Source organism: Bacillus sp. CR71, from assembly GCF_003429245.1.
GTDB classification, from domain to species: Bacteria; Bacillota; Bacilli; order Bacillales; family Bacillaceae_G; genus Bacillus_A; species Bacillus_A thuringiensis_S.
This window is the reverse complement of record NZ_CP031748.1, coordinates 4,659,012-4,676,824: the sequence shown is the minus strand read 5'-3', so window position 1 is coordinate 4,676,824 and position 17,813 is coordinate 4,659,012. Positions and strand designations below refer to the sequence as shown.

The window sequence follows — 17,813 nt, the reverse complement described above, 5'->3', positions numbered from 1 at the left end:
GGGGAGACGTATGAAGAAAATAGTCTTTACAGGTGGCGGTTCGGCAGGACATGTAACACCTAATTTAGCCATTATCCCACATTTACAGGAAGACAACTGGGATATCTCTTATATTGGTTCTCATCAAGGTATTGAGAAAACGATTATAGAAAAGGAAGGCATTCCCTACTATAGTATTTCGAGTGGAAAGCTACGTCGTTATTTTGATTTGAAAAATATAAAAGATCCTTTTCTTGTAATGAAGGGTGTTATGGATGCGTATGTAAGGATTCGAAAACTAAAACCAGATGTGATTTTTTCAAAAGGCGGTTTCGTATCTGTACCAGTCGTAATTGGAGGATGGCTAAATAGAGTACCAGTTTTATTACATGAATCTGATATGACACCAGGACTAGCAAATAAAATTGCGCTTCGTTTTGCTTCGAAAATATTTGTTACATTTGAAGAAGCAGCGAAGCATTTACCGAAAGGAAAAGTAATATATACGGGATCTCCTGTACGTGAAGAAGTGCTGAAGGGAAATCCTGAAACAGGTTTAGCATTTTTAGGTTTTTCACGTAAAAAGCCAGTTATTACGATTATGGGAGGCAGCTTGGGCGCGAAGAAAATTAATGATACGGCTCGAGAAGCATTACCAGAACTTCTTAAAAAGTATCAAATTGTTCACCTTTGCGGAAAAGGTAACCTTGATGAAAGTTTACAAAATAAAGAAGGATATAGACAATTTGAATATGTACATGGAGAACTGCCGGATATATTAGCGGTAACAGATTTTGTTATTTCACGCGCGGGCTCCAACGCAATTTTTGAATTTTTAACATTACAAAAGCCGATGGTTTTAATTCCATTATCGAAATTTGCAAGCCGTGGAGATCAAATATTAAATGCAGAGTCCTTTGAAAGGCAAGGGTATGCCTCCGTATTATATGAAGAAGATGTAACTGTAAAATCTCTGATAAAGTATGTCGAAGAATTGAATCAAAATAATGAGAAGTATAAAACAGCACTAAAAAAATATAATGGAAAAGAAGCAATTCAAACAATCATTCAAAATATTTCAGAGGCATGATGAAACAATCATGCCTCTTTTAGTAGGGTGAAAGATTCCAAGAATTGATATTTTTATGTTACAATAAAGTGAAACTTTAATCAGTTGGGTGCATCCCACATCTAACTTCTTTACTTTTACTGAAATTTGAGGAGGGAGTCTTACTGCCCTCAAATAGCGGGATAACAACTGGGTTAATAGAGAAATTCCAATTAATGAGGCGTGAAAATACGAATGGATTAGGAGTGACTGTGTTGGAGCTAAGTCTCTATGAAAATACTGCACTTATTATATGCTTTGTGTTGTACGTTGGTAGTGTTATTGTTTATATTTCAAGGAAATTTTCGCAAGAAAGAGAGCTTGAAAAGTCAGAGATAACAGCTGAACTAGAAATGTTAGCTGATGAAAGTTATAAAAAACAAAAAATAAAAGAAGACCATGAAGCATCCCATCATTTAAACGCAAATAAGTTTTAAAGATGGGGATTTTTTTTGAAGTTGTTCTTTATTATAGCTATAACAAATAACGCTAAAAAGGAGTTTCCCCATACATAATGAAGGAGTGTATATAAATGAATTTTTATATCGCCTCAGGTTTCCAAAATAAACATCTTGTACGTTCCGTAGCAAATGAACTGAAACATGCAGGATGGCACCATACATATGATTGGGCCAAAAACGAAAGAGCAGCGAATCAAGAACAATTAAGAGAAATTGGTCAGGCAGAACAAAATGCTGTAAAAGAAGCGGATGTGTTTTTACTTATATTAGATGGCGGAAACGGGAGCCATACAGAGTTTGGAATGGCGATTGCGCTAGAGAAAACGATATATGTATATCATGCAGGAAATCCGCTCCAAACAACGTTCTATCACTTGCCAGAAATAAATATTTTTGAAGGAGATGTAGCTGAGTTTGCATCTTATGTTATGAATCATGTGAAATAATGTAACTACCTAAAAGGTTATAAAAGTGATCTTTTGGGTACAGTGATGATAAGAAACGTATATAAAGGAGTACATAATATGAAATTAGAAAATGGATGGGAAACGAGCTTTTTAGAAGTCGTACAAAATAGTGAATTTAAGAAAGAGGCACTTCTTAGTCAATTGCTTTGTCAGGATAGTGAAGAAGTAGAAGAGCTTGTGGATGATTACGGCTACGAAGAACTTGTTGAACGTGAACATGATGATGAGTTAGCTGAAATTTTAGGAGAAGAACTTTTTAGTGAGATGGAACGCCAAGTATTCTTATCTTCAAACCCAGAAGAAAAACTTATTGCATTCGTCAATGGATTAGGTTTTCATGTGTTAGATTGGATCGTTCTTCTTGAAACAGAATTTGGAATTGATAGTGCAAACTTTACATCAGATGCTGTAAAGGTGTTAGAAAAGCGTTTCAGACAGTTTCCGTACATAGAGGACAATACAATTTTTGATATGACATTTGGAGAATCGATGGATGTATTAGAATCTGTTACAGGATTACAACTAAAGGAAAAGATGAACATATAATGAAAAAAGAACGTGATTGGATCACGTTCTTTTTTTACATAATAATAATTTTATCATCTAGTTTTGTCTGCCCGGTAAGAAGTGCGTTTAAATATTCCACTTTTCTTATACAAGCTTGTATATGTCTTTCAACCTCTTGTAACTCTGCTTGGTGATGTGTTTCAATTGGATGAATTTGTACGTTGAATTTTTCAAATTGACTACTATATGTTATTTCTGCATAGCCGCTCATAATATCGGTTTCGTTATGAAATAAAAATTGCCTCGTTTTGTCACAGAATGATACATCCTGAAAGCCATATACTTTTAATGCTTCAATTACTTTTTTTATCATTTTTGTATTCATTTTTTTAACCCTCTTTACGAAGTTCTACTTTTATATTATAACATAAAAAAATTACATAGAAAGCGCTTCCAAGTGTATTTTATTATAAACTTTACGTTTCAATCACAAAAATGAAACAAAGAAAAAATAATTGTAAAGAAGGAAGGACTCTTTTATTGTTTCGTCATATATATAGAGAAATAGTGCAATGAAAGGAAATTTTCCGAGGTGGAGATCGTATTTCCAATTTGAGCGCAGTAAAAGAGGTGAAAATCTTGAACTTTGATATTGTAGGACAAAAAGCATATATAAAAGATGGACCGCATCGGAACCGAATTGGAATTGTAAAGAAAAACGAGACAAAATTAGCATCGCAGTTTGCTATTGTAATTGGAGAACAAATCATTGATGTAGAGCTAAAGGATATCGTGTTAGTTGGGGTGGACGTAGGACAATTTCATAAATGGTGCGAACAAAATGGTTATTTGTGAAAAGGACGGGCTGTGAGATAATGAAATATATTTGAGAGAAGAGAATATGTTATTATATTCTCTTTTTCTATGTGTAAGGAGACGGAGATGAAGTATACAGAACGAGATTTTACACTGGAATTGAAAGAGAAAATTCAATGCATGGAGAAGGAAATAGAACGGATATCACTTAAACTTTATAAAGAGTATTCGCATTTATACATAGAAAAAAACATGGAATTAGATATGGGACTTGTTAAAGATAAAGAGCATCCTTTTGAGGTGGGATATGGTTCATCAGTTGCTATAGCTATATTAGATGAAGAAAAAGAGATGATTGGATTTTACAATATACCAATTTGGAAATGCGAAAGAATCTTTTTAGGAATGCCAATTCAATCAAACATTTTGGGTAGTAAGAAAGTAGGGGAACTCGCTGATGAATCTTGTTATGAGATTGAGGAAGAGTTAAAAGAGCAATTAAAAGAATACTTGGAGTGATAATTCTCAAGATAAGATCTATAAAGAGGGAACGGAATAAAAAAGACGCTAACAATTGTATGTTAGCGTCTTTCTTTCATTATGAAGCAATTTCACCAGTTTTTGTATCGTCTTGATTGTACGTATCTTGATCTAATTCACCAAGCCATTTACTTGAAATAAGACCTGCTGTCATAGAACCACTTACGTTAAGAGCTGTACGACCCATATCGATTAATGGCTCAACTGAGATAACTAGAGCAACAATACCGATTGGTAAGTTCATTGTAGATAGTACGATTAAAGCTGCGAATGTTGCACCGCCACCAACTCCGGCAACACCGAATGAGCTAATAGCAACAACAGCGATTAAAGTTAAAATAAATTGTGGTTGTAATGGATCAATTCCTACAGTTGGAGCGACCATCATTGCAAGCATTGCTGGATAAATACCTGCGCAACCGTTTTGTCCGATAGATACCCCAAATGAAGCTGCGAAGTTTGCAATTCCTTCGGAGATACCAAGCTTTTCTTTTTGAGCTTCAATATTTAATGGCATCGCACCAGCACTAGAGCGAGATGTGAATGCAAAAGTTAGTACAGGGAACACTTTTTTCAAATATTGAATTGGATTTAAACCAGACAATGCAATTAATAATAAGTGAATGATAAACATTACGATAAGTGCTACATAAGAGGCTAACACGAAGTTACCAAGCTTTAAAATAGCATTTATATCGCTACCAGCAACTGTTTTTGCCATAAGAGCTAATACGCCGTATGGAGTAAGGCGTAAAATTAATGTTACCATACGCATTACGATTGCATATACAGCATCAAGCATTTTCTTAAATAGCTCTGCTTGTTCTGGATATTTTCGTTTTACACCTATAAAGGCAATGCCGATAAAGGCTGCAAATATTACGACAGAAATTGTTGATGTTGGACGAGCGCCTGTTAAATCAAGAAACGGATTTGTAGGCAATAGCTCTAATAATTTATCTGGAATTGTTGTCTTTTCAATAGAAGTAAATCTTTCTTCAACTAGTTTCAGACGAGCAGATTCTGCATCACCTTGTTGCAAGCCTGTTGCAGATACATCAAATCCTGCACTTGCAGCGATACCGACAGCTGCAGCGATTCCTGTAGTAAGAATTAAAATTCCGATAATAAGACCACTAATTTTACCAAGGTTTTTCGTTAACTGTAATTTTGTAAATGCTGAAATAATAGATACTAAAATAAGTGGCATAACGATCATTTGAAGTAATTTCACATAACCGTTACCAATTAAGCCAAACCAAGTATTTGATTCAATAATTACTTTAGAAGTTGGCTCATAAATGAATTGTAATATAAGACCGAATAAAATTCCGACTCCTAAAGCGGTAAATACACGTTTATTAAAAGATACATGCTTACGTTGCATATAATATAATACGCCAACTAAGATGAGCATGACTGCAACGTTAATTCCGACAAGCAGTGTATTCATGTTGATTCCCCCTAATTCCAATCTGTTATATAGAATATAAGGTAATAAAACCTATAAGTCAACTAGGAAATTCCGGGATTAAAAAAAAGATGGCAAAATGCCATCTTTTAATGTCCAGCCCCAGGGACAAGTAAAAATGTCGTGTAGTATGTAAATCCTATGAAGAAAACAGTTAAATATGCCCCGAATACGTATATATACATACGCTCTGTTAATTTTAAATAGCTTAAAAGTACGAAGAAACCTGTTTGTCCTAAAAATAGTAGTGCAGCCTGTTGCATATCTCCTACGTAAAACATAACCGAGAAAATTCCAGTCCAAAAGCCGAGAACGCGAAACATGCGATCCATGCTATTTCCCTCCTTTTCTAGAAAAAGTAAAACCTCTTTTCATTATAGTTTATTTTTCTTACTATTGTAAATATTCATTCATATAAAAAGAAGCCAATTATTATTGGCTTCTTTTTATATGAGAAATTAAATTGTTAGTTTATAATTACAAGATTTACATCCATCTAATAGACTATCATTTCGAGTTAATTCCATGTTAGGGAATAGGATTTCAAAAATTCCTTTCATCATATCTCCGTGCATGTTACAAATTTCAGTTGGATGATGAACAGCCACTTCTTTAAATGGACAATTGTGTACATCATAGAAAATTTTTGTTCCATCTGCACTTAATTCAAATGCAGGTGATAAGCCGGCTGTTGAGAAAGCTTCTTTTGCAATTTGAACTTTTTGTTCTACTGTTAAAGCACCTTCACTCACATTTAAACGTTGCATATGTTGTTGCATTAATTCGGCCCCGAATTGTTTTCCTGTTTCGTATAGCGCTTTCTCACCAGCAGCGCCAAGGCTAAGTAAAGAATTAAATGCTATTCTTGCTAACAATTGATAATCACGGAATGGAAATTGCAATTGAATAACATCTTCAGATAAGACATATAATCTGCTTGGTCTTCCGCCTTTTCCAGTTTTCTTTGTTTCCGATTTAAGCATATGAACATCTTCTAATTTAGATAAATGTAAACGTGCTACGTTTGGATGAATATCGAATTCATCTGCAATTTCTTGTACAGTTACGTAACTATGTTTTTGCGAAATATATTTATAAATGTAATAACGAGTTGGGTCAGCTAAAACACCTGTAATTTTTAAAGCTTGTTCCATGAGGATCTCCACCTTTATCACTTTATCCAAGATAATAACATTATAATACAGATAAACATGAGTATAGGTAATTTCAGACAATAATTCGGAAATTGTTCATAATTTCACAAACATATTTTTCCTTTTTCCTCTATTGAAAATACAAAAATCCAAATTTTTATTGTGCATGTTTTCATGCTATATACATAGTGAGGAGGGAAAAGTGATGAATGGGATTGAAATTTTTGCGAATACAATTTTAAAAGAAGCGTGTAGGGTACAAGCGTCAGATTTACATATTGTGCCCCGGCAGAAGGATGTAGCGGTGCAACTACGTATAGGAAAAGATTTAATGACGAGACAATGTATTGAAAAGGAGTTTGGAGAAAAACTTGTCTCACATTTTAAATTTTTAGCATCTATGGATATAGGAGAGAAACGGAAGCCACAGAATGGTTCGTTGTATTTGCAAATTGATGGACAAGAAGTGTATTTACGCCTTTCAACACTTCCAACAGTATATCAAGAAAGTCTCGTTATTCGCCTTCATTTACAAGCATCTGTTCAGCCCTTATCACATCTTTCGTTATTTCCAAGTACGGCAGCAAAACTACTCTCGTTTTTACGCTATTCACAGGGGCTACTCGTGTTTACTGGACCGACTGGTTCTGGGAAGACAACGACAATGTATGCATTATTAGAGGTAATTAGAAAAAAGAAAACACGTCGTATCATTACACTTGAAGATCCGGTTGAAAAAAGAAGTGACGATGTATTACAAATTCAAATAAATGAAAAAGCGGGTCTTACATATGAAACAGGATTAAAGGCTATTTTACGTCATGATCCAGATATTATTTTAGTCGGTGAAATCCGTGATGAAGAAACAGCAAAAATAGCTATAAGAGCAAGTTTGACAGGACATTTAGTAATGACAACGCTGCATACGAATGATGCGAAAGGAGCAATCATTCGTTTCATGGATTATGGTATAACGAGGCAAGAGATTGAACAGTCTTTATTGGCTGTAGCTGCACAGCGACTTGTCGAATTGAAATGTCCGTTTTGCAGAGGGAAGTGCTCAACTTTATGTAAATCAATGAGGCAAGTAAGGCAAGCAAGCATTTATGAGCTGCTATATGGGTATGAGTTAAAACAAGCGCTTAAAGAAGCGAATGGAGAATGTGTTACTTACAAACATGAGACTTTAGAATCGTCAATACGAAAAGGATATGCTTTAGGGTTTTTAGAAGATGATGTTTATGTTTAAGAAAACTTGGAGTTTAAGTAATCAAGTAGTATTGTTGAAACGTTTAGGAGAATTATTAGAAAAAGGCTACTCTCTTTTACAAGCATTAGAATTTTTACAGTTTCAATTACCTGTAGAAAAGAAAGTACAATTGCAACGCATGGTTGAGGGATTAAAAGATGGGAAAAGTCTACACGATTCTTTTCATCAGTTAAGGTTTCATCAGGACATGTTAAGTTATTTATTTTATGCCGAGCAACATGGTGATATTTCTTTCGCTTTGCAACAAGGAAGTGCACTTCTTTATAAGAAAGATAAGTATAGGAGAGACATGATGAAAATAATGCAGTATCCTATGTTTTTGGTGTTTTTTCTACTAATCATGCTTTTTATTTTCAACCTCATCTTATTACCTCAGGTTGAAATGGTTTATAGTTCGTTCGGTTCTAATACACCACTACTTACAGAACAAATTTTAAGTGCAATAAAAATGCTACCTTACATTATTTTAACCGCTATTGTAACTGTTATTATTGGATGTAGTTTATATATGTTGTATTTTAGGAAACTTCCACATATTAGACAGGTAAAAATCATGCATCGTATTCCCTTCATCAAAACATTTCTTATTTTAAAGCATTCACATTATTTTGCTACTCAGTTGAGTGGTTTATTAAATGGTGGACTATCAGTATGCGAAGCTTTAACAATAATGATGGAGCAAAGATATCATCCGTTCTTTCAATATGAAGCGAGCCGAATTGAAAGACAATTAATTGGAGGAGAACAGTTACAATCTATCATTGCTAAAAGTGGGTATTACGAGAAAGAACTTTCTTATGTTATTACGCATGGACAAGCAAACGGTAATTTAGCGATTGAATTAGGTGACTATAGCGATCTTATTATGGAAAAGATGGAACGGAAAATTAAACATATGGTAGTTATCATTCAGCCTATTTTATTTACATGTATTGGAGGAATCGTTGTCCTTATGTATTTAGCGATGATTATGCCGATGTTTCAAATGATGAATTCTATTTAGGAGGCATTTGTATGCAGAATGAGGAAGGATTTACTCTGTTAGAGATGCTATTAGTAATGGTTGTCATAACTATATTATTACTATTAATTATTCCGAATGTAGTTACACAGCGCTCATCGATCCAAGGAAAAGGGTGTGCAGCTTACGTGAAATCTATAGAAGCGCAAATACAAGTATATCAATTACAACATAATAAAATTCCATCGTTAAAAGAACTGATAGATGAAAAGTATATTACAATTGATAAGTGTCCGAATGGCGAATCTATTCATATTTCAGATGATGGCACAGTATCAATTAGGACATTGTGAAACAACAGGGGTTTACTTTTTTAGAGATGTTACTCGTTTTATTTGCTATTTCTGTATTGAGTATAGTTACGTATTTTAGTGTTCATTCCTTATACGAGCGACAAAAAGTTGAACAATTTTTGAGACAGTTTTCAAATGATGTTTTGTATATGCAGCAATTAGCGATAAACCGTCAAAAGCACTATACATTACGTTGGTATAAAGATAGAAATTTGTATGCTATAAAAGAGTTAGGTACAAAGTATTATATCGTCAAGCGGGAGTATGAAGAAGATATACAAATTGATTTGCATACGTTTCCAAACCCGATGACATATAATCCAAGTGGAAATATTAATAGAGGTGGTACGATTATAATTTCGTATCGAAATTATAAATATGAAATTGTATTTCAGCTTGGAAGAGGGAGATTTACGTATCGTGAAATGTCAAAAAGGGTCCATAATGGCTGAAATGATTGTGTCGTTAAGTGTTTTAATGATGGCTGTATCGTTACTACTACCGCAAACAGTATTAGTTATGCAAGAAAGAAAAAATATACAAATTCGTTATAAGGCATCTGGGCTATTAAAAAAAGAAGCAGCTATATATATGTATGGAAATGAAGAAAAGCGAATAATAGAAAAGAATATGAATGGAATTGTGTATTACACATATTGGGGAGGCAATGAAGTTTGTACCATGTGGAGAGATGTGAAAGAAAGAATGGTGGAACAATGCTTTTATGTAGGAGAAAAAGTAAATTAGAATTTGGTTTTTCATTAATAGAAATGATTGTATGTCTGTTTCTATTATCAATATTTTTTTTGCTCTTTCCCCGCCTACATTTCATTGAAATGGAAAATAAACAGTCGAAAGGGTTAAATGATTGGGAGTGGGATGTGTATTTAGGGCAAATGCAATTGGAGTTTCGTGAAGTATCATCTGGAGAACAGCTAGCATTTGAAAATGGAGAAAGTATTTTACGATTTCGATCGCGTAATGGGAGTGAAGTATCGTATGAAAAAGAGAATAGTCGTCTTATAAGAAAGGTAAATAGGCGCGGGAGGGAAGTTGTTTTACAAAATATTGGAACGGTTTCTTACAAACTAACACCTCATGTACTCATTATAAATGTGAAAGATACTAGCGGAAAAATATATGAAGGTGTAGTTATGCGATATAGTGAAATGGAAATGAATGTATGAGAGGGCAAAATGGGTTTACAATGCCTGGAACACTCATCTTTCTTATTTTATTAACTTCTTTTTTTATATACGAAACAAATATGTTGTTTACAGATAAAAATTTTTATATAGAAATAGAACAAAAGTTTTTACTGGATGAACTACTTAACCGATCTATTACAGATATAAAAAAAGACTTACAGCAAAAAGAAAAAGAAGGTGCATTTTTCTTTCAGTATGAAAAGGGAGAAGTGAGTGGAAATTATATCTTTGAAAATGATTTAATTCTCGTTGCGTTGCAGTGTACACTCAAACAGGAAGCTTTCTATACGGTGAGCTTTCGGTATAGAAAAAAGGATGGAAAAATAGTCGATTGGATAGAAGAATAGTATGTAAAAAATACGAAGAAAAACCAGGGATTTCTATTGTAAATTGAATTGATTTTTTAGAAGAAATGGATAAATATAATGATTAAAAGTTTAAATTTTCTCAAAAAAGAGAAAGGTAGAAAGAATGTGATATATTCATGCTATCCAATCATTATTTTTAGGGAGAATAGGGAAATGACAAACAACAATCAAATAGGTGAAAATAAGGAACAAACTATTTTTGATCATAAAGGAAATACGATTATGACAGAAGATAGAGAAATACACATTATTTCAAAATTCGAAGAACCTCTTATTGTCGTATTAGCAAATGTACTAAGTGATGAAGAGTGTGATGAATTGATTGAAATGTCTAAAAATAAAATGAAGCGTTCTAAAGTTGGTTCATCACGTGATGTAAATGATATTCGAACAAGTAGCGGTGCATTTTTGGAAGACAATGAACTTACTTCAAAGATTGAAAAACGAATTTCATCTATCATGAATGTTCCTGCGTCGCATGGTGAAGGATTGCACATTTTAAATTATGAAGTGGATCAACAATATAAAGCACACTATGATTATTTTGCGGAACATAGTAGATCAGCTGCTAACAATCGTATTAGTACGCTTGTAATGTACTTAAATGATGTAGAAGAAGGCGGGGAAACGTACTTCCCGAAATTAAATCTTTCTGTACACCCTAGAAAGGGAATGGCAGTATACTTTGAGTATTTTTATCAAGATCAATCACTAAATGAGCTTACGTTACACGGAGGGGCACCTGTAACGAAAGGCGAGAAATGGATTGCAACGCAGTGGGTGAGAAGAGGTACTTATAAGTAAAAGCGAGTGTTACGTTTTGTTCTTCATAGTATAAGAACAAAACGTTTTTTTATTAAACAAAGTAGCATCTTTCGTTATAATAACAATTAATAAATGACGATTGAGAGGACAGAAAATGAAATCTATATACATAACCGGCTATATGGGAGCAGGGAAAACAACAATTGGAAAAGCATTAAGTCAAGAACTTCAAATGGATGTTGTAGATACTGATCAAAAAATCGAAGAGAAGCAAGAGAAGGCAATTCGTGATATTTTTGCCGAAGAAGGCGAAACGGCTTTTCGGGAATATGAAAGCGAAATGTTACGTTCGCTACCAGTCCATAATGTCATTATTACAACTGGTGGGGGAATTATTGAACGAGCGGAAAATCGCAAGTGGATGAAAGAGAACGGAACTGTCGTGTATTTATATTGTGATCCGCATGTAATTGCAGAGAGGCTTCGTGAAGATACGACACGTCCACTATTTCAAAAGAAAGATATAGATGCATTTGTAACGAAATTTGAATTACGCCGAGCTTATTATGAAGAGGCTCATATTCATATCGATACGACAAATAAGTCTGTAAAGCAAATTATGAATGAATTAAAGGAAAAGATTAATGTATAAAAAAGTGGACATACTAATCAAGTAGAGGTGATGATAATATGTCTACTAATGATTATGTTCGCTTTGTGACGCAGCAGTTTGTGTCGTATATGGATGCTCCAAAAGAAGATCGAAAACAAAAGAAAGAACAACGCCGTGCTGAAAAAGAGCCATTTATGAATAAGTGGTTTGGTGTTATGCCGCTGAGTGCTGCTTTGTTTTATCGAAATGTAAAAAGTAAAAGAAAAAAATCAAGTTAAATTTTAGTCATATGTCTAGCAAAATAAAGATCCCCTAGTGTCGTAATACACTAGGGGATTTTTATTTACTGCACGGATTCTTGTTCTTCCGTAACGGCATGTATTTTATTGTTCACCCATACGAACCCTATTCCGATACAAATAGAAATGCCCCAGCCGACAGCGGTCATAATCGCTCTCATTTCACCGTAGCCATCTACACCAAAAACAGAGATGAAATAAATTTTTAAGAAGCTTTTTAATATGAATTGTAGGCCGAAAAATAACGTTAAGTATTGTAGTGCTGGATAGATACGACTATCACGATACAGTTCACGACTTTTATCGCGGTCATGTCCTTGCAGCGCTGCAATATCCGCAGCGAAATATAACATGAGTGGTTTTTTTATGAAAATTGTACAGATGACGATAATACCGAGTACGATGTGATAATATGCATCATTCCACAACATTCGTTCAGCTGACCCAGATAATAGATCTACCGTTGTATTAGAAATGAGTGTAATTAAAATAAAGAACCCTGTCACGTTAAACTGTTTTTCTTTTTTAAAGGTATACAGTGTATAAATAATCCCCGGAACAGAGGAAAGTAACATCGCGTAATAAGGATCGATATAAGGTTTTGCAAATTTCCAAATGAGGAATGGGATTACGAGATAAAAGACAAGATCTAATATAGCTTTTTTATTTTGATTCATACAAAGCCTCCTTAAGTCATACATATATTTTATAATATAATTTCTGAAAATTGTATAAGGTTTAATGGGAAAAGAAAAAATATATCAATTTTTGAGGGATTAGTAGATTGAAAAAAATTGCCCCTAGCGTAGTAAGTTTTTTTAGTATATAATAAAGGAAACGCTTTCATTTTTAGTTTGTTCACAAAATGGACGGAAAATCACATATTTACTATCGATATGTTGCTTTATAATGAAACTAATTAAATATACATGCATACAATATTGTGAAATAAATAACATAAATAATCTATATAAATGTAAACGTTATCAAAAGAGAGAGGTGGAGACAATGAGTAAATTTTTCTTCAATCATAATCCAGCAACAGTAGAGGATGGAAGGCTTGTTAAATATGCTGAAATTATTTATGGAGAAGGTGGCCGTTCTGTATTAGAAAATTTAATGGTGAAGGCATCTATCAGATTGCGTGATCGTTATCCGAATAAATCTGACGAGCAGATCTCGAACCTAGTAAATAAAGGCATCCATGATATGTTTCAAAAATATGTGAGCGAGTAAGAGTAGCCAATGGCTGCTCTTATTTTTTGTATAAGGATTGTAACTCTAGCTGAAAATAAACATGTATTTTGAAAAACGTAAAAAGGAGTGGGAAAGATGAGCAATGGAATTGGACGTTCGAAAGAAAATCTTCCAACTGATGCAAATCATGTGAGTGCAAAGGCTCGTGCACACCAGAAACGTATGGCACAGAAAAAGCAGCAAGAGCGTAGTGGCGATAGCGAGTAGGGTAGAAAATAGCTCAAAAGAGGCTCCTTCTAAAGCAGAAGGAGCTTCTTCAAGATAGAAAATGATTCGCGGTAACATAAAAAAGGCCACCGTTAATAATTTGCACTGTAATACGTGGTTCATACTGTTCTTGCAGAGCTTGTTTTTCAATTTCATAGCTCTCAGGAAGTTCGTCACTTTCTTCATAAAAACGGTTTAAAAGGTCTAAATCATGATTCCAACGCACTCTTGCTTCTTTTGCCCACGTATGGTCATCTTCTGCAATTATATTTTTTAAAGCGTCTTCTATGCGTTGTAAACCACTTTGAGGTTTAATGATGGGCGAGAGCGTAAAACAAAAATCAGGTATTTTTGGTGTAAGTTTAATGTTTGTTAATGTTTCATGAAAGTTTGCCATCATTGTTCCAGAAATGAGATGAATGCCAATCGAGTGAAGGATGTCTTTTTTTCGATCACATTGATAGGAAACTTTTATATTAATACCGAGCCAAGGGTGGAGCGGTGTATGTGTTGCCCCATTATGTCTTACATCCTCATATAAACGTATATAAGAGCCTAATTCTTTTGTTGTTTGGAAAATTTGATGTAGACGTGGTGAACCGTAGTGAATAAGCTCACCATCATTTTCTTCATTTTCTGGATTTGTAATAAGAGTAAGGCGCATCGGATTCGGTACGCCTCCTGTTTTCTCAAGATAGTGCCAATAAAAAGGGCGATTCATTAATAATTTATCCATCTCAATTGTTAACTGTACATCTAATAAATGAGGAGAACGTTCTAAAATTTCACAGTTATTCGCCTCAAAGAAATTGTATAAGTAATTATGAATTTCATGTTGCTGCATAGCCTTGCACCTCAGCTTCATTTCGTTTCGCAAAGTCGATTATAGATGTTAAGTTTTCCATCTTAATTCTAATTTCACCTTCGCTTTTTGATTGCGCGAAAATTTCTTGAATGTGCGCGTCGATGTTTTTCATATTAATTCTCGTTAAAATTTCATCGAGTTCACCGATAACACGCTCGAATAAGTTGATTTTTTCATATAACAGTTTCAGAATATGTTCTTCAACAGTATGCTTTGTAGCTAAGTTATAAATATGAACATCATTCTTTTGACCGAGACGGTGAATACGTCCGATTCTTTGCTCAAGACGCATTGGATTCCATGGCAAATCATAATTGATCATATGGCTACAAAACTGTAAGTTAATGCCTTCTCCGCCAGCTTCCGTTGCAATTAACACTTGGGCACGATTTTGGAAAAGTTCCTTCATCCAATCTTTCTTCCCGCGTTTAAATCCGCCGCGGAATGGGACAGAAGAAATACCGTGTTGTTGTAAAAACCATTGTAAGTACATCTGTGATGCTCGGTATTCCGTGAAAATGACGACTTTATCGTCAATTTCTTTTATAAGCTCTAGAGCTTTAGTTGCTTTCGAGTTGAAAGGAATATGATTAATTTTGTCCATTAGCACATCGATATGTGGATCTTTTATATAATGTTCATTTTCTTTCTGTCTTTTTTCTACATGCTTTTTCAATGAATAGTAAACAGCCTCACGACTACTACACGCTTCCCGTTTTAAAGTTAACGATGAGAAAGCAGATGTGAAGGCGTCTTGTTCTCGCCAATTTTCGATATCATTATATAGAGCTTGTTCTTGTTCATTAAACTCAACAAAAATTGTACGTACATGTCTCTTCGGCCAATCGATACCGGTATTATGTCGTCTATTTCGCACCATTACTTTGTTAATGAGAGCTTTTAAGTCTTCATCTGATTCGGCTGAACGATTTTTGGAAGCGTAATATTCTTCAAAGTTGGATTGATTGCCTAGATGTCCTGGCTTTAATAAAGAAACAAGGTTAAAAATTTCATCAATCTTATTTTGAACAGGAGTAGCGGTTAGTAATAAACAAAACTTCTTTTTTAATCGTTGTGCAAATTCATAGTTTTTTGTTTTATTATTTTTCAGTTTATGTGCTTCATCGATAATAATAAGGTCATATTCTAAGTTCAACACGATATCGCGATGTGGTGAACGTTTCGCAGTATCAATTGATGATACGATTACGTCAGCTTGTTCCCACGAGTAGCTTTTCTTTTGTGCTACAGCGGGAATGAAAAACTTTGTATTCAGCTCGTATGCCCATTGTGATACGAGAGAAGCTGGGACAAGTATAAGTACCTTTTTCACAAGCCCGCGGACCATGTATTCTTTCAAAATAAGTCCAGCTTCGATTGTTTTTCCAAGACCTACTTCATCTGCTAGAATCGCTTTACCATTCATTTGTTCAATTACATTTTGAGCGACTTCTAATTGATGCGGAAGCGGTGTGAAATGGGATAAATGTTTCGGTGCTTGTAGTCCATCAAAAGTAGGAACAAGTAACGATTTTTCTGTTTCATAAGCTAAGTGATATAAATCCCAGTTTGTCCAAGGACCATCTTCATCAATTCTATTTAAAAAATTGTTTTGCCACGTCCGATCTACGGAAATATCGACATTCATTACGACTCTCCCACCTTTTATAAACTAAAGTAATTATTTTTTAATGTATGATGATTTGCCTCAAAAGAAGGCATAATTATCGTTATTAAAGGCTATATGATAGACAATAATAAAGTATTAAATCTCAAAAGCTGTATTTATTGTGTTTTAACATAAAAAATTCTAAATTATTTTTTATGCTAGAATATTGATGAAATATAGCGAATGATGTTAGGATAATGGTGTGAAATGTGTGGAATCTTTCGTATTTTATCCAAGAAAGTGATTTTTTATTTACGCTTTCATAAAAAAATATAATGAGATTCCGTATATCCTATCTTTTCAGAATGAAAATGTTTAGAAAAGGGAAGCAACTTTTATTGATTTGTCAAAGCATAAGGGGGAGAGAGCATGATTACATTACAACGTACACCGTTATTTGATGTATACGCGAAGTATGGTGGGAAAACAATCGACTTCGGTGGTTGGGAATTACCAGTTCAATTTTCAAGCATTAAAGAAGAACACGAAGCTGTACGTACAGCTGCAGGTTTGTTCGATGTGTCTCATATGGGAGAAGTTGAAGTAAAAGGTGTAGATAGTTTAGCATTTTTACAACGTGTTGTTACAAATGACGTATCTACCTTAAAGGTAGGGGGCGCACAATATACAGCTATGTGCTACGAAAATGGTGGTACAGTAGATGATTTATTAATCTACAAACGTGGTGAAGAAGACTATTTATTAGTAATCAATGCATCAAATATCGAGAAAGATTACGAATGGTTAGCAAGTCATGTAATTGGCGATGCGACAGTAGTCAATGTTTCTAGTGAAGTTGCACAGCTTGCAATTCAAGGACCAAAAGCAGAAGGCATTTTACAAAAAGTTGTGTCAGAAGATTTGAAAGAAATTAAGTTCTTTAAATTTAAAAACGATATTCTTGTAGATGGAATTCCAGCACTTGTATCTCGTACAGGTTATACAGGTGAAGATGGATTCGAAATTTACTGTAAGAGTGAAGATGCTGCAAAACTTTGGGAGAAACTTCTTGAAGTTGGAGCAGAAGAGGGCTTAAAAGCATGTGGTTTAGGTGCTCGTGATACACTTCGATTCGAAGCAACATTACCACTTTATGGACAAGAATTATCAAAAGATATTACACCGATTGAGGCTGGAATTGGCTTTGCGGTAAAAACAAATAAAGAAGCAGACTTCTTTGGAAAAGCAACGTTAAAAGAGCAAAAAGAAAACGGTGCGCCTCGTAAATTAGTCGGCATCGAAGTAATCGAACGTGGAATTCCTCGTACGCATTACCCTGTATTTATTGGTGAAGAAAAAATTGGGGAAGTAACGAGTGGTACACAATCTCCAACGTTAAAGAAAAGCATTGGTTTAGCACTAATTGATGTAAAATACGCAGCAGTTGATACAGAAGTAGAAATTGAAATTCGTAATAAACGCGTCAAAGCAGTAGTTGTTCCAACACCATTTTACAAACGTTCAAAGTAACGGGG

At 34.3% G+C, this 17,813-nt stretch carries 27 protein-coding genes; 19 read left to right on the top strand and 8 right to left on the bottom strand.

Annotated features, from left to right (window positions below; genetic code table 11):
- Positions 1-10 precede the first annotated feature (10 nt).
- The 4 genes from DOS87_RS23510 (at position 11) to DOS87_RS23495 (ending at position 2,561) form a co-directional block, all read left to right on the top strand.
- The gene (locus tag DOS87_RS23510; RefSeq protein ID WP_000724743.1) at positions 11-1,069 is read left to right on the top strand and encodes an undecaprenyldiphospho-muramoylpentapeptide beta-N-acetylglucosaminyltransferase; all 1,059 of its coding nucleotides are present in this window, start codon (positions 11-13) and stop codon (positions 1,067-1,069) included.
- A 194-nt stretch (positions 1,070-1,263) separates the two neighbouring features.
- Positions 1,264-1,524 (top strand): DUF3966 domain-containing protein, encoded by a 261-nt coding sequence (locus DOS87_RS23505; RefSeq protein ID WP_001250699.1) that lies wholly within the window; start codon positions 1,264-1,266, stop codon positions 1,522-1,524.
- 95 nt (positions 1,525-1,619) lie between these two features.
- A complete protein-coding gene (locus DOS87_RS23500) occupies positions 1,620-1,994 on the top strand; it encodes a nucleoside 2-deoxyribosyltransferase (RefSeq protein WP_001012339.1) in 375 nt (124 codons plus the stop codon).
- A gap of 78 nt (positions 1,995-2,072) precedes the next feature.
- A complete protein-coding gene (locus DOS87_RS23495) occupies positions 2,073-2,561 on the top strand; it encodes a hypothetical protein (RefSeq protein WP_000764263.1) in 489 nt (162 codons plus the stop codon).
- 34 nt (positions 2,562-2,595) lie between these two features.
- Here the strand turns inward: DOS87_RS23495 and DOS87_RS23490 are convergent, their stop codons facing one another.
- Entirely contained in the window at positions 2,596-2,907 is a 312-nt protein-coding gene (locus DOS87_RS23490; RefSeq protein WP_001093240.1) for a hypothetical protein, read from the bottom strand.
- 254 nt (positions 2,908-3,161) lie between these two features.
- On the opposite strand from DOS87_RS23490, the gene DOS87_RS23485 reads away from it, so the two are divergent.
- Together DOS87_RS23485 and DOS87_RS23480 are read left to right on the top strand one after the other, a co-directional pair.
- Positions 3,162-3,377, top strand: a complete 216-nt coding sequence (locus tag DOS87_RS23485; protein ID WP_001008326.1) for a DUF3912 family protein — start codon at positions 3,162-3,164, stop codon at positions 3,375-3,377.
- An 87-nt stretch (positions 3,378-3,464) separates the two neighbouring features.
- Positions 3,465-3,857, top strand: coding sequence for a hypothetical protein (locus DOS87_RS23480; RefSeq protein WP_000877908.1), 393 nt, complete (start codon positions 3,465-3,467; stop codon positions 3,855-3,857).
- Positions 3,858-3,936: 79 nt separating this feature from the next.
- Here DOS87_RS23480 and DOS87_RS23475 read toward each other — a convergent pair whose 3' ends face one another.
- From DOS87_RS23475 to DOS87_RS23465, 3 genes are all read right to left on the bottom strand, one after another.
- Positions 3,937-5,331: an L-cystine transporter gene (locus tag DOS87_RS23475; protein ID WP_001094344.1), complete on the bottom strand. Its 1,395-nt coding sequence runs from the start codon at positions 5,329-5,331 to the stop codon at positions 3,937-3,939.
- A gap of 107 nt (positions 5,332-5,438) precedes the next feature.
- The gene (locus tag DOS87_RS23470) at positions 5,439-5,681 is read right to left on the bottom strand and encodes a DUF2626 domain-containing protein (protein ID WP_000375619.1); all 243 of its coding nucleotides are present in this window, start codon (positions 5,679-5,681) and stop codon (positions 5,439-5,441) included.
- A 126-nt stretch (positions 5,682-5,807) separates the two neighbouring features.
- The gene (locus DOS87_RS23465) at positions 5,808-6,503 is read right to left on the bottom strand and encodes a helix-turn-helix transcriptional regulator (RefSeq protein ID WP_000434110.1); all 696 of its coding nucleotides are present in this window, start codon (positions 6,501-6,503) and stop codon (positions 5,808-5,810) included.
- A gap of 205 nt (positions 6,504-6,708) precedes the next feature.
- Between DOS87_RS23465 and comGA the strand changes: the two genes are divergently transcribed.
- From comGA to DOS87_RS23415, 10 genes are all read left to right on the top strand, one after another.
- A complete protein-coding gene (gene comGA, locus DOS87_RS23460) occupies positions 6,709-7,752 on the top strand; it encodes a competence type IV pilus ATPase ComGA (protein ID WP_001013181.1) in 1,044 nt (347 codons plus the stop codon).
- Positions 7,739-8,776, top strand: coding sequence for a competence type IV pilus assembly protein ComGB (gene comGB / locus DOS87_RS23455; RefSeq protein ID WP_003257965.1), 1,038 nt, complete (start codon positions 7,739-7,741; stop codon positions 8,774-8,776). The genes comGA and comGB overlap by 14 nt, the downstream gene beginning before the upstream one ends.
- Before the next feature lie 11 nt (positions 8,777-8,787).
- On the top strand, positions 8,788-9,087 hold the full coding sequence (comGC, locus tag DOS87_RS23450) for a competence type IV pilus major pilin ComGC (protein WP_001178680.1): 300 nt from the start codon (positions 8,788-8,790) through the stop codon (positions 9,085-9,087).
- Positions 9,084-9,539, top strand: a complete 456-nt coding sequence (comGD, locus tag DOS87_RS23445) for a competence type IV pilus minor pilin ComGD (RefSeq protein WP_002082168.1) — start codon at positions 9,084-9,086, stop codon at positions 9,537-9,539. Before comGC ends, comGD begins: the two co-directional genes overlap by 4 nt.
- Positions 9,532-9,834, top strand: coding sequence for a hypothetical protein (locus DOS87_RS23440; RefSeq protein WP_000829465.1), 303 nt, complete (start codon positions 9,532-9,534; stop codon positions 9,832-9,834). The genes comGD and DOS87_RS23440 overlap by 8 nt, the downstream gene beginning before the upstream one ends.
- Complete coding sequence (comGF, locus tag DOS87_RS23435; RefSeq protein ID WP_142330543.1) at positions 9,804-10,274, top strand: competence type IV pilus minor pilin ComGF; 471 nt, start codon at positions 9,804-9,806, stop codon at positions 10,272-10,274. Before DOS87_RS23440 ends, comGF begins: the two co-directional genes overlap by 31 nt.
- On the top strand, positions 10,271-10,642 hold the full coding sequence (comGG, locus tag DOS87_RS23430) for a competence type IV pilus minor pilin ComGG (protein ID WP_069356197.1): 372 nt from the start codon (positions 10,271-10,273) through the stop codon (positions 10,640-10,642). Before comGF ends, comGG begins: the two co-directional genes overlap by 4 nt.
- Before the next feature lie 174 nt (positions 10,643-10,816).
- Positions 10,817-11,467, top strand: a complete 651-nt coding sequence (locus DOS87_RS23425) for a 2OG-Fe(II) oxygenase (protein WP_000183863.1) — start codon at positions 10,817-10,819, stop codon at positions 11,465-11,467.
- Between the two features lie 115 nt (positions 11,468-11,582).
- Positions 11,583-12,080: a shikimate kinase gene (locus DOS87_RS23420; protein WP_000836660.1), complete on the top strand. Its 498-nt coding sequence runs from the start codon at positions 11,583-11,585 to the stop codon at positions 12,078-12,080.
- A gap of 38 nt (positions 12,081-12,118) precedes the next feature.
- Complete coding sequence (locus tag DOS87_RS23415) at positions 12,119-12,319, top strand: YqzE family protein (protein ID WP_000106083.1); 201 nt, start codon at positions 12,119-12,121, stop codon at positions 12,317-12,319.
- A gap of 65 nt (positions 12,320-12,384) precedes the next feature.
- Here the strand turns inward: DOS87_RS23415 and DOS87_RS23410 are convergent, their stop codons facing one another.
- Together DOS87_RS23410 and DOS87_RS23405 are read right to left on the bottom strand one after the other, a co-directional pair.
- A complete protein-coding gene (locus DOS87_RS23410) occupies positions 12,385-13,017 on the bottom strand; it encodes a VC0807 family protein (protein WP_001073111.1) in 633 nt (210 codons plus the stop codon).
- A gap of 141 nt (positions 13,018-13,158) precedes the next feature.
- On the bottom strand, positions 13,159-13,275 hold the full coding sequence (locus DOS87_RS23405) for a hypothetical protein (RefSeq protein ID WP_003279814.1): 117 nt from the start codon (positions 13,273-13,275) through the stop codon (positions 13,159-13,161).
- A gap of 73 nt (positions 13,276-13,348) precedes the next feature.
- Between DOS87_RS23405 and DOS87_RS23400 the strand changes: the two genes are divergently transcribed.
- Both DOS87_RS23400 and DOS87_RS30365 read left to right on the top strand, forming a co-directional pair.
- A complete protein-coding gene (locus tag DOS87_RS23400; protein WP_000032702.1) occupies positions 13,349-13,576 on the top strand; it encodes a hypothetical protein in 228 nt (75 codons plus the stop codon).
- A 96-nt stretch (positions 13,577-13,672) separates the two neighbouring features.
- Positions 13,673-13,804, top strand: a complete 132-nt coding sequence (locus DOS87_RS30365; RefSeq protein WP_098566546.1) for a hypothetical protein — start codon at positions 13,673-13,675, stop codon at positions 13,802-13,804.
- Between the two features lie 49 nt (positions 13,805-13,853).
- On the opposite strand, the gene DOS87_RS23395 is transcribed toward DOS87_RS30365, so the two are convergent.
- Positions 13,854-14,648, bottom strand: coding sequence for a YqhG family protein (locus DOS87_RS23395; protein WP_001183963.1), 795 nt, complete (start codon positions 14,646-14,648; stop codon positions 13,854-13,856).
- Positions 14,635-16,317 carry a DEAD/DEAH box helicase gene (locus DOS87_RS23390; protein WP_098578369.1) on the bottom strand — a complete coding sequence of 561 codons (1,683 nt, stop codon included), beginning with the start codon at positions 16,315-16,317 and terminating at the stop codon, positions 14,635-14,637. The genes DOS87_RS23395 and DOS87_RS23390 overlap by 14 nt, the downstream gene beginning before the upstream one ends.
- A gap of 390 nt (positions 16,318-16,707) precedes the next feature.
- Here DOS87_RS23390 and gcvT point away from each other — a divergent pair, with 390 nt between their 5' ends.
- The gene (gcvT, locus tag DOS87_RS23385; protein ID WP_000631769.1) at positions 16,708-17,808 is read left to right on the top strand and encodes a glycine cleavage system aminomethyltransferase GcvT; all 1,101 of its coding nucleotides are present in this window, start codon (positions 16,708-16,710) and stop codon (positions 17,806-17,808) included.
- Positions 17,809-17,813 lie beyond the last annotated feature (5 nt).